General features: G+C 44.3%; 8 protein-coding genes and 1 tRNA gene. 4 read left to right on the top strand and 5 right to left on the bottom strand.

Annotated features, from left to right (window positions below; all coding sequences use genetic code 11):
* Positions 1–260 precede the first annotated feature (260 nt).
* The 3 genes from AB4161_RS14225 to AB4161_RS14215 all read right to left on the bottom strand — a co-directional run bounded on the left by AB4161_RS14225 (position 261) and on the right by AB4161_RS14215 (position 2676).
* The gene (locus AB4161_RS14225) at positions 261–1514 is read right to left on the bottom strand and encodes an HD-GYP domain-containing protein (RefSeq protein WP_372083500.1); all 1254 of its coding nucleotides are present in this window, start codon (positions 1512–1514) and stop codon (positions 261–263) included.
* A gap of 83 nt (positions 1515–1597) precedes the next feature.
* Complete coding sequence (locus AB4161_RS14220; protein ID WP_017055297.1) at positions 1598–2005, bottom strand: VOC family protein; 408 nt, start codon at positions 2003–2005, stop codon at positions 1598–1600.
* Between the two features lie 586 nt (positions 2006–2591).
* Positions 2592–2676 (bottom strand) — tRNA-Leu (locus tag AB4161_RS14215).
* Positions 2677–2870: 194 nt separating this feature from the next.
* On the opposite strand from AB4161_RS14215, the gene AB4161_RS14210 reads away from it, so the two are divergent.
* Complete coding sequence (locus tag AB4161_RS14210) at positions 2871–3347, top strand: RDD family protein (RefSeq protein WP_248385016.1); 477 nt, start codon at positions 2871–2873, stop codon at positions 3345–3347.
* Between the two features lie 64 nt (positions 3348–3411).
* Here AB4161_RS14210 and lptG read toward each other — a convergent pair whose 3' ends face one another.
* Positions 3412–4482: an LPS export ABC transporter permease LptG gene (gene lptG, locus AB4161_RS14205; RefSeq protein ID WP_017058938.1), complete on the bottom strand. Its 1071-nt coding sequence runs from the start codon at positions 4480–4482 to the stop codon at positions 3412–3414.
* Positions 4483–4485: 3 nt separating this feature from the next.
* Complete coding sequence (lptF, locus tag AB4161_RS14200) at positions 4486–5586, bottom strand: LPS export ABC transporter permease LptF (RefSeq protein WP_017058937.1); 1101 nt, start codon at positions 5584–5586, stop codon at positions 4486–4488.
* Between the two features lie 192 nt (positions 5587–5778).
* Between lptF and pepA the strand changes: the two genes are divergently transcribed.
* From pepA to AB4161_RS14185, 3 genes are all read left to right on the top strand, one after another.
* Positions 5779–7299 (top strand): leucyl aminopeptidase, encoded by a 1521-nt coding sequence (pepA, locus tag AB4161_RS14195; RefSeq protein WP_017058936.1) that lies wholly within the window; start codon positions 5779–5781, stop codon positions 7297–7299.
* 99 nt (positions 7300–7398) lie between these two features.
* Positions 7399–7848: a DNA polymerase III subunit chi gene (locus AB4161_RS14190; protein WP_017066664.1), complete on the top strand. Its 450-nt coding sequence runs from the start codon at positions 7399–7401 to the stop codon at positions 7846–7848.
* Positions 7849–7950: 102 nt separating this feature from the next.
* On the top strand, positions 7951–10824 hold the full coding sequence (locus tag AB4161_RS14185) for a valine--tRNA ligase (protein ID WP_017063742.1): 2874 nt from the start codon (positions 7951–7953) through the stop codon (positions 10822–10824).
* Positions 10825–10913: the final 89 nt, after the last annotated feature.

The raw sequence follows: 10913 nt of genomic DNA, 5'->3' as shown, positions 1-10913 counted from the left end.
TTGGAATTAATTCCTACTTTCTAAAAGTAGAAGCGAATCATCGCTTAAAGCTAGTTGCCTTACTAACATTTCTCGCTGAAGCCTTGTGGCGTCTGCCGTGTCAGTGAGGCGGCATTATAGAGATGCCGCTCATATTGGCAAGCAATAAATGCGTTTTTTATTAAAAAAAGAGGTTAAGCGAAGACATTTCAACCAAGGGCTTATTTATACCACTTTCACCCCAAGTTTCGAACAAATTACCCACAACGACCTGTGGATAACTACTCTCCACTATCAAAAAAGTAAGATAAACGAGCCCTAGGGTTTAGATACTCTCGAACTTGTTCAGGTAATTTGCTTGGATGAACGGCATTAACAATTTTGATCTCTTTAATAAAGAGGTCAATGATCGGAGCTTGGGTTCTTGGCACGCTAGGATCATAGATAAGTACATTTGGATAAAGCATATGTTTAGCGTTAACGGATATCACAATCCCAATCGAGTCATTTGAAAGCTGTACTACAGTTCCTGGTGGATAGACTCCCATGAACTTAACTAACAGCCCCAAGTTATCTTGGCTATATAGATGCTTGCAGCTCTTATATAGGTGGGACAGTGCCAAATACGGGATCATTTGTTGAGATTGCGTTTTACCATGGCAAAGGTTATCAAATGCATTAGCCACGGCGACTATCTTGGCAAATTCATCAATCTCATGTTCTTTTAAGCCCTCGGGGTAGCCAGAACCATCATTCATCTCATGATGTTGAGCGATCACCTTTTTAGCACTTTCAGGAAAGTCATCAATTGCCGATACAATATCCGCACCGTATTTAGTATGAAGCTTCAGGTAGTTCTCTTCTGGCACCGTTAGTGCACTCTGCTTTCTTAGTATCGCGACTGGTATTTTGATCTTGCCTACATCGTGAAACAACGCTGCGAATGAGAGGTCTTTCAATTGCTGTGTGTTATAGCCTTTGGCCTTTCCTATCATCAGTGCAACAACCGAAACATTTAGAGTATGAAAGTAAAAATCTTCGAAATCTGCTTTAGCATTCATAAGGTGCAAGGTGACGTTATCATCGCTCACTAGAGTTTCAACGATATCATCAACAAGAGCCTTAACCTCCCCTACCGCATCTAAAGGTCTGTTACGGATCTTGGTCATCACAGATCGCATTCGAGCAAGCGAACGTTCAAACTCTCTCTCACAATGACTCACCCTGCGGCGGTAAGAGCTAAGGGTTTCGATACGCTCATGCTTATCTTTCCACATTCTTTCCGTTTCAAGGCTTACCTGTGAATCAATATCGACTTCTTGTTCACCTACGTGATTAACAGGTAAAGGTGAGGTATCACTTTGACTCAGGTTTATATAGACGTGCTTAATCCCAAGATGTCGAATTACTTTTACTTGAGCGTCATCTTTGATTTTAAAGCTGTTGAATAAAAATGGGTGTTCATTCCATTTTACGGGGAGTCGTATATGCAGACCGGGCTGAATGCGATCTACGGTAATCTTTATGCTGCCCATTTTTATATATAATATTGATGATTAATCTCTATTTATAATTCTAATAAAACCAAGCAGCAATTTCACTATCCAATTTCACAGGCTCAACTTAAAGAGTCGCAGTGCACCATCCAGCGTATACCGAATTTATCTTCTACTTTGCCAAATCGAGCCCCCCAAAAAGTATCTGCGAGTGGAGTCATTATCCGCCCTCCCTTCTTGAGCTTTTCAAAGATTTGTTCTTGAGTCGCGGTATCTTCAGTCACAAGAGAGAGAGCGAGATTGTTGCCTTCAAGTTCTTTTGCCTTAACACCATCAGACATCATCAGCTTCATACCAAACGCTTCGAACTCAGCATGCATAACCCAATCAGGTTGAGCGCCCTCGATTACCTGTGGTGCATCACTAAAAAGCTGCTTAGATAAAACCACACCACCAAAGCACTTGTGATAAAAATCCAACGCTTCATTACAACGACCATCAAAAAACAAGTAAGGGGTTACTGTCAGCATATCTATCTCCTCTGTTAGTCCTTTAAACATAGACAATAGAAAAGAGAATGACAGGTAACATCATGATTTAAGATAATTAATTCATTATCAGATCGAATAGCGAAGGGAAATTATGAGATTTATGAGTGAAACATCAAGATCTGTCTGATTGAAGAGCAACTGCAACGACACGCCGGATTTCAAATTCACATACGTCCAAAACATAGAAAGGTCGCTTTTATAGCGACCTTTCTATGTTTGGTACCGATAGGCGGACTGATTGGACAGGCATTCTTGCCGCCACCGTGAAGGCAATGCTTCCTATACCCCAGATACAACAAAGCCCCGATTTTCATCTAGGCTTTGTCATTTAAATATGGTGCCGGTAGGTGACTTGACTGGGCTTGCATCCAAGCCGACACGCTGGATTTAAAATTCACAAACGCCCAAAACGACGAAAGGTCGCTATAAAAGCGACCTTTCTATGTTTGGTACCGGTAGGCGGACTGATTGGACAGGCATTCCTGCCGCCACCGCGAAGGCAACGCTTCCTATATCCCAGATACAACAAAGCCCCGACTTTCGTCGAGGCTTTGTCATTTAAATATGGTACCGGTAGGCGGACTTGAACCGCCACGCCCGAAGGCAACGGATTTTGAATCCGTCGTGTATACCAATTTCACCATACCGGCATTATCTTGGGGCATTGCCCTTTCGATGTTTGGCATTATACGTATGCGAACTGATGTGGCAAGTATAAAAACTTGAATTCATGTGTGTTTGCCGATAATTTCGCCACTAAGTCATAAGCTGTGCGTCATGTCTCTTTTCAGGCTAAGCCTTAAACTATATTCTGACGCCTCAATTTTTAAAGAAGTAATAACACATGACATCAACAAATACTCTGCCACCAGCAGGAGTCATGCGCCGATTTGGTGCCTTGTTCTACGACGCTCTGATCGTAATCGCTATTGAAATGTTGGCGGCTGGCGTCATTGTCGCTCTACTGCACGCGCTCATGGCTCTCGGCATTTTTAACCACAGCGGTTATGCCGATGTTAGTGACTTCTTAACCAACCATCCGATTTGGAGCCCTGCATATACCTTTTACTTAGTCGTCGTTTGGGTATATTTCTTCGTGTTCTTCTGGACTAGAGCTGGTCAAACTCTCGGCATGAGAGCTTGGAAGCTGCGCGTTCAAAACAAAGATGGCTCAGCGATCACAGTAACTCAGGCGCTGATTCGTTTAGGTACTTCAGGTTTTGGACTGGCAAACCTATGTGTTCCATTCGATCCTGAAAAACGTGGCTTTCACGATATCTGGGCAAAGACCGAAGTCGTTGTGTTACCACAAGCACGATAATGTGATTTAAGTTAGCTCCAATCAAGATCAAAAAAGGAAGGCGTTATGCCTTCCTTTTTACTATTTACAGTTTCCGCCTCAAGAGCATGATGGCAATTCCAAGGAACACCACGCTCGGGGCTATTGCGCCAAAGGCGGGTGGTATTTGATAAACCAAACTCACTGGGCCAAAGAACTCACTGGATATATAGAAGGTAAAGCCAGCAATAACACCTGACAAAATCCTCGCACCCATGGTCACACTACGCAAAGGACCAAAGATAAACGACAGTGCCATCAACATCATAACCGCGATCGAAATTGGCTGGGTTATCTTTCTCCACAGCGCCAATTCATAGCGTGATGCATCTTGCTCTGACGCCTTCAGATAAGAAACATAATCATACAACCCACTTAACGATAGCTCTTCTGGTTTAACCGTTACTATCGCCAACTTATCTGGAGCTAATGACGTTTCCCAAGAGTAAGTCGGTAAACTTTCTTTAGTAATTTGAAGTTCGTTTTCAAAAGACGTGATCTCTACATCCTTCATCGTCCACACGTTGTCTCCAACGTAATCAACTTCGTCAGAATAAATAGCGGTTTTAAGTGCCTTGTTTTCATCAAAGCGCCACATGTTCATTCCATATAGCTTCTGGTCATCGATTTTGACAATGAAGATGAAGTCATTGGCATCACGAGCCCAGACACCACTTTGCGTCGAAATAATATTACCACCAGCAATCGAGATAGTTCTTAAATCACGAGCCATTTTCTGCGCTTGCGGTGCTCCCCATTGACCAAGCAATGTCACCACGATCATCAGTGGAATAGCTGTTTTAAGTACTGATAGGCCGATATCTAACTTAGAGAAACCAGCTGCCTGCATAACGACAAGCTCAGAACTTGCAGCAAGCATACCAAGCCCTATCAATGCGCCAAGCAATGCAGCCATTGGAAAGAACATTTCGATATCACGAGGGATACTCAATAAAACGAAATACAGCGCTTGTAATAGATCGTATGTACCACGGCCAACTTTTCTTAGCTGTTCTACATATTTGATGATCCCAGAGAGACCAACAAACGTCACCAATACCAGTGACGTCGTTGCGATGATGGTTCTGCCTATATATAAATCGAGAATCTTAAACACGGCTTAAGCCAACCTCTTATTCTTGAATTTTTCTTTCAAACGCCTTACTGGCACGCTATCCATAAAGTTGGCACCAATCGCGACAAATAACAATAACGCATTGATTGGCCACATGCCGATTACCGCAGGAATGCTCCCCTCTTCGATTGAAGACTTGGTTGCACTGATTGCTAAGAAATAGGTGAGATAAATCAGTATTGCTGGGCCGATTTTCGCAAAACGACCTTGTCGAGGGTTTACCGCAGACAGTGGCACGACAAGCATGGTCAACAATGGAATACAAAGTACCAAAGAAATACGCCACTGCAACTCTGCTTTCGCACTATTATTTGAGTTACCAATCAGTTCAAGCGTAGGGATCGCTTCCCAGTCTCGACCTTTCTTCTCAACTTCACGCTGACCAATCAGGCCTTCGTATTCTTCAAAGTGCGTCACCCTGTAGTCGAGGCGAGTCGGAATGCCTTCATGACGAGTACCATCGTACATTACGATCACTTGGCGACCATCACTGAGCTCTTTTACATCACCTGACTTCGAGAACATCACACTTGGCAGTACAGAATCACGCGGACGCATTTGAGCTACGAACACGTTTTCTAACTTATTACCGTCGATATCATCAATAAACACGACAGAAGAGCCATCCGGCGTACCTTCAAACTTACCTTTTGGTAGCAAATCAACGCTGTTCTCTGCAGCTACTTCTTCATACATTTGTTCAACTTTGTCTTGTGACCAAGGAGATAACCAAAATGAGTTAAAGGCTGCAACAGATGCCGTAATTAAAGCGAGGTAAAGCGCAGATTGGATCAGGAATTTATTACCGATACCGGTGGCGTTCATGACCACTATTTCACTTTCAGCGTAAAGGCGGCCAAAAGTAAGCAAAATACCAATATAGATACTGAGTGGAAGCATCAATAGGCCCATCGCTGGCATATTTAAGCCAACAATCGACAATATAAGACTCGCAGGAATATCACCATCAGAGGCATCCGCTAAAACACTGATGAATTTTTGGCTGAGAAACACGAGAAAGAGAACAAAAAAGATCGCAAATTGGCTCTTGATTGTCTCGCGGATCAAATATCTAACAATAATCACGCTCAAATTACCTATACAAAACTTGTTTTTTTGATTGAATCACTATAATTTCCCGTTGAACCTTTTATTTTTTTAAATTTTTAGCTAAGTGTTAGCGTTCTTCTTTAAGGTTAGTTCCATTATAGGATCCAACAAGTAAGAACCCATTATCTAACATTTAGTTCGATTTGTCTTCAGGATGTAGGAGTACGCATGGAGTTCAGTGTAAAAAGTGGCAGCCCAGAGAAACAGCGCAGCGCATGTATCGTTGTCGGTGTATTCGAACCGCGCCGCCTTTCTCCAGTCGCCGAGCAATTAGATAAGATTAGCGATGGCTACATTAGTTCACTGCTTCGTCGCGGTGATCTAGAGGGTAAACCTGGCCAGATGCTACTACTGCATCAAGTACCTGGTGTACTTTCAGAACGTGTTCTACTGGTAGGCTGTGGTAAAGAACGTGAGCTAGGCGAGCGTCAATACAAAGAAATTATCCAAAAAACCATCAGTACACTAAACGAAACAGGTTCTATGGAAGCTGTATGTTTCCTTACAGAACTTCACGTTAAAGGTCGCGACACTTATTGGAAAGTTCGCCAAGCGGTAGAAGCGACTAAAGATGGTCTTTACACATTTGACCAATTCAAGAGCAACAAGCCAGAGACTCGTCGCCCACTACGTAAATTGGTATTCAATGTACCAACACGTCGCGAATTGAGCCTGGGTGAGAAAGCAATCTCTCACGGCCTTGCTATTGCTTCAGGTGTAAAAGCGTCTAAAGATCTAGGCAACATGCCACCAAACATCGCAAACCCTGCTTACCTTGCTTCTCAAGCTCGTCGTTTAGCCGACGATTACGAGACAGTGAAGACTAAGATCATTGGCGAAGAAGAGATGGAAAAACTGGGTATGACATCATACCTAGCAGTTGGCCGTGGCTCTAAAAATGAATCGATGATGTCTATCATGGAATACAAAGGCGCTCCGGATCCAGATGCGAAGCCGATTGTATTAGTAGGTAAAGGTCTGACTTTCGATTCAGGCGGTATCTCGCTTAAGCCTGGTGAAGGCATGGATGAGATGAAGTACGACATGTGTGGTGCGGCGTCTGTATTCGGTACAATGAAAGCACTGGCTAAGCTGAACCTGCCTATTAACGTGGTTGGTATCCTAGCCGGTTGTGAAAACATGCCGGGCAGCAATGCTTACCGTCCAGGTGATATCCTAACGACAATGTCAGGCCAAACGGTTGAAGTACTCAACACTGATGCTGAAGGTCGCTTGGTTCTATGTGATGCTCTAACTTACGTTGAGCGTTTTGAACCTGACTGTGTTGTCGATGTTGCTACGCTAACTGGCGCATGTGTTATCGCTCTAGGTCACCACATCAGTGGCGTTCTATCGAACCACAACCCACTTTCTCACGAACTTGTTAATGCTTCAGAGCAAGCAAGTGACCGTGCATGGCGTCTACCAATGGCAGACGAGTACCATGAGCAGCTAAACAGCCCATTCGCTGATATGGCGAACATCGGTGGCCGTCCTGGCGGCACAATCACTGCTGGTTGTTTCCTGTCTAAATTCACTAAGAAGTACCACTGGGCACACATCGACAGTGCTGGTACAGCTTGGAAGTCAGGCGCAGCGAAAGGCTCGACAGGTCGTCCTGTCTCAATGCTAGTCCAATTCTTATTGAACCGCAGCGGCCAAGAGACTGAAGAGCAATCTTCAAAATAATAAAAAGGGCCTACGGGCCCTTTTTTAATAAGCGCTATTTGTTAGACCCTGTTAACCAAGTAACATTGATATCCACGATTTTCAGTTCGAGTATTAAGTATGCAGACTGCTACATTTTACATTGTGCCTTCAGACAGCCCGCAAGCCAGCGAAGATGGTTTTGCTCACTATGTGCTGTTTCTTGCTCAGCACTTTGCAAAACAAGGCGCTAAACTTTATCTCAACTGTAATGACAAAGAGCATGCCGAGCGTATTGCTGAAGTTTTCTGGCAAGTCGAACCCTGTGATTTTATTGCGCACAACTTGGTTGGCGAAGGCCCGAAGTATTCAACCAACATCGAAATTGGCTATCAAGGCGTAAAACATAATTGGAATCGTCAGCTAGTAATTAATCTGGCCGATAATCATACAACCTTTGCGAACGCCTTTGCTCAGGTGATAGACTTCGTCCCTTGCGAAGAAAAAGCTAAGCAACTCGCTCGAGAAAGGTATAAAATTTACCGTCAAGCTAGATATCAGCTACAAACTATCGAGATTCAACATCCATAGTCAAACCTCATAGTTAAAGCTATCTTTGGATTTAGATTCAAGAAGCTTCACTTATGAAGTTTGACCACGATTAACCATTCACAGTATCCGTTTAAGAGCACTATGGAAAAGACATACAACCCAACATCAATCGAACAAGCTCTGTATAAGACTTGGGAAGAGAAAGGCTACTTTAAGCCACACGGTGACACATCAAAAGAAGCTTACAGCATCATGATCCCGCCACCGAACGTCACTGGCAGCCTACACATGGGTCACGCGTTCCAAGATACGATCATGGATACGCTTATCCGTGCTCAACGTATGAAAGGCAAAAACACGCTTTGGCAAGTGGGTACTGACCACGCAGGTATCGCAACTCAAATGGTTGTTGAGCGTAAGATTGCTGCCGAAGAAGGCAAAACAAAACACGACTACGGCCGTGAAGCTTTCATCGACAAGATCTGGGAATGGAAAGGCGAATCAGGTGGCACGATCACTCAACAACTTCGTCGTCTTGGTGCATCTGTAGATTGGGATCGTGAACGATTCACTATGGATGACGGCCTATCGGCTGCGACTCAAGAAGTGTTTGTTCGTCTATACGAAGAAGACCTAATCTACCGTGGTAAACGTCTAGTAAACTGGGATCCTAAACTGCACACTGCAATCTCGGATCTTGAAGTTGAAAACAAAGACAAAAAAGGTTTCATGTGGCACTTCCGCTACCCGCTAGCGAACGGTGTTAAAACGGCAGATGGTAAAGACTACATCGTTGTTGCGACTACTCGTCCTGAAACCATGCTTGGCGATACTGGTGTTGCTGTTAACCCAGAAGATCCTCGTTACAAAGATCTTATCGGCAAAGAAATCCTACTTCCTGTTGTAAACCGTCTTATCCCTATCGTAGGCGATGAGCACGCAGACATGGAAAAAGGCACGGGTTGTGTGAAGATCACTCCAGCTCATGACTTTAACGATTACGAAGTGGGTAAGCGCAACAACCTACCGATGATCAACATCCTAACGTTCAATGCTGATATCCGTGATGCTGCTGAAGTCTTCACGACTAACGGCGAAGAAAGCGATGTTTACTCAACAGGTATCCCTGCTAAGTACCAAGGTATGGAGCGTTTTGCTGCACGTAAAGCTATCGTTGCTGAATTCGATGAGCTTGGTCTTCTTGAAGAGATCAAAGATCACGACCTGACTGTCCCTTACGGCGACCGTGGTGGCGTGGTTATCGAACCAATGCTGACTGACCAATGGTACGTGCGCACAGCGCCTCTTGCAGAACCTGCAGTTAAAGCGGTTGAAGATGGTCAAATCCAATTCGTACCTAAGCAGTACGAAAACATGTACTTCGCGTGGATGCGTGACGTGCAAGACTGGTGTATCTCTCGTCAACTTTGGTGGGGCCACCGTATCCCAGCATGGTACGACAACGATGGTAAAGTTTACGTAGGTCGCACTGAAGAAGAAGTTCGTGAAAAGAACAACCTAGCGCCTGTTGTTGTGCTTAAGCAAGACGACGACGTACTGGATACTTGGTTCTCTTCTGCACTTTGGACGTTCGGCACACAAGGCTGGCCTGAAGATACTGAAGCACTGAAAACATTCCACCCATCTGAAGTACTAGTATCTGGTTTTGATATTATCTTCTTCTGGGTTGCTCGTATGATCATGATGACCATGCACTTCGTGAAAGACGAAGATGGCAAGGCTCAAGTACCTTTCAAAACTGTTTACATGACAGGTCTTATCCGTGATGAAAACGGCGATAAGATGTCTAAGTCGAAAGGTAACGTACTTGACCCAATCGACATGATTGACGGCATCGGCCTTGAAGAGCTAGTAGAGAAGCGTTGTGGCAACATGATGCAACCTAAACTGGCTGCTAAGATCGAAAAGAACACACGTAAAACATTCGAAAACGGTATCGAACCCTACGGTACTGACGCACTGCGTTTCACTCTTGCTGCTATGGCTTCAACTGGCCGTGACATCAACTGGGACATGAAGCGTCTTGAAGGTTACCGTAACTTCTGTAACAAGCTATGGAACGCAAGCCGTTACGTACTGATGAACACAGAAGAGCACGACTGTGGCATGTCACTGTCTGTAGAAGACCGTGCAAACATGGAATTCTCTCTAGCCGATAAGTGGATTGAGTCTCAGTTTGAAGTTGCAGCGAAAGAGTTTAATGCTCACCTAGACAACTACCGTCTAGACATGGCAGCAAACACGCTTTACGAATTCATCTGGAACCAATTCTGTGACTGGTATTTAGAGCTAACTAAACCTGTTCTTTGGAAAGGTACTGAAGCTCAACAACAAGCGACTCGTTACACGCTTATCACGGTTCTTGAGAAGACTCTGCGTCTTGCTCACCCTGTTCTTCCTTACATCACTGAATCTATCTGGCAGAGCGTTAAGCCGCTAGTAGACGGCGTTGAAGGCGAGACAATCATGACTCAAGCGCTTCCTCAGTTTAATGAAGCTAACTTCAATGCTGAGATCGTTGACGACATCGAATGGGTTAAGACTTTCATCACTGCTATCCGTAACCTACGTGCGGAATACGACATTGCACCAAGCCAAGGCTTAGAAGTAATGATCAAGGTTGCTGATGAGAAAGATGCCGCTCGTATCGAAGCGAACAAGATCGTTCTTACTTCTCTAGCTAAGCTAGACGATATTAAAGTTCTAGCTGATGGTGAAGAGACTCCTGCTTGTGCAACTAAACTGGTTGGCAAATCTGAGTTGATGATCCCAATGGCGGGTCTTATCGACAAAGATGCAGAGCTTGCTCGTCTAGATAAAGAAGTCGCTAAGACTCACGGCGAGATTAAACGTATCGAAGGTAAGCTAGGTAACGAAGGTTTCGTTGCTAAAGCACCAGAAGCAGTTATCGCGAAAGAGCGTGAAAAGCTTGAAGGCTACAAGGAAACTCTTGTTAAGCTTGAAGAGCAAAAAGCGACAATCGCTGCGCTTTAAAACCGAGTGAACGAGAAGGCTTCAAACTTCTCGGTCTAAATAGAAAGGTTGGTCTTGGTGACCAGCCTTTTTTTATGTCCCTGATTCCA

Source organism: Vibrio sp. 10N.286.51.E5, assembly GCF_041469125.1.
GTDB lineage: Bacteria > Pseudomonadota > Gammaproteobacteria > Enterobacterales > Vibrionaceae > Vibrio > Vibrio crassostreae_C.
This window is presented reverse-complemented; position numbering and strand designations above follow the sequence as displayed.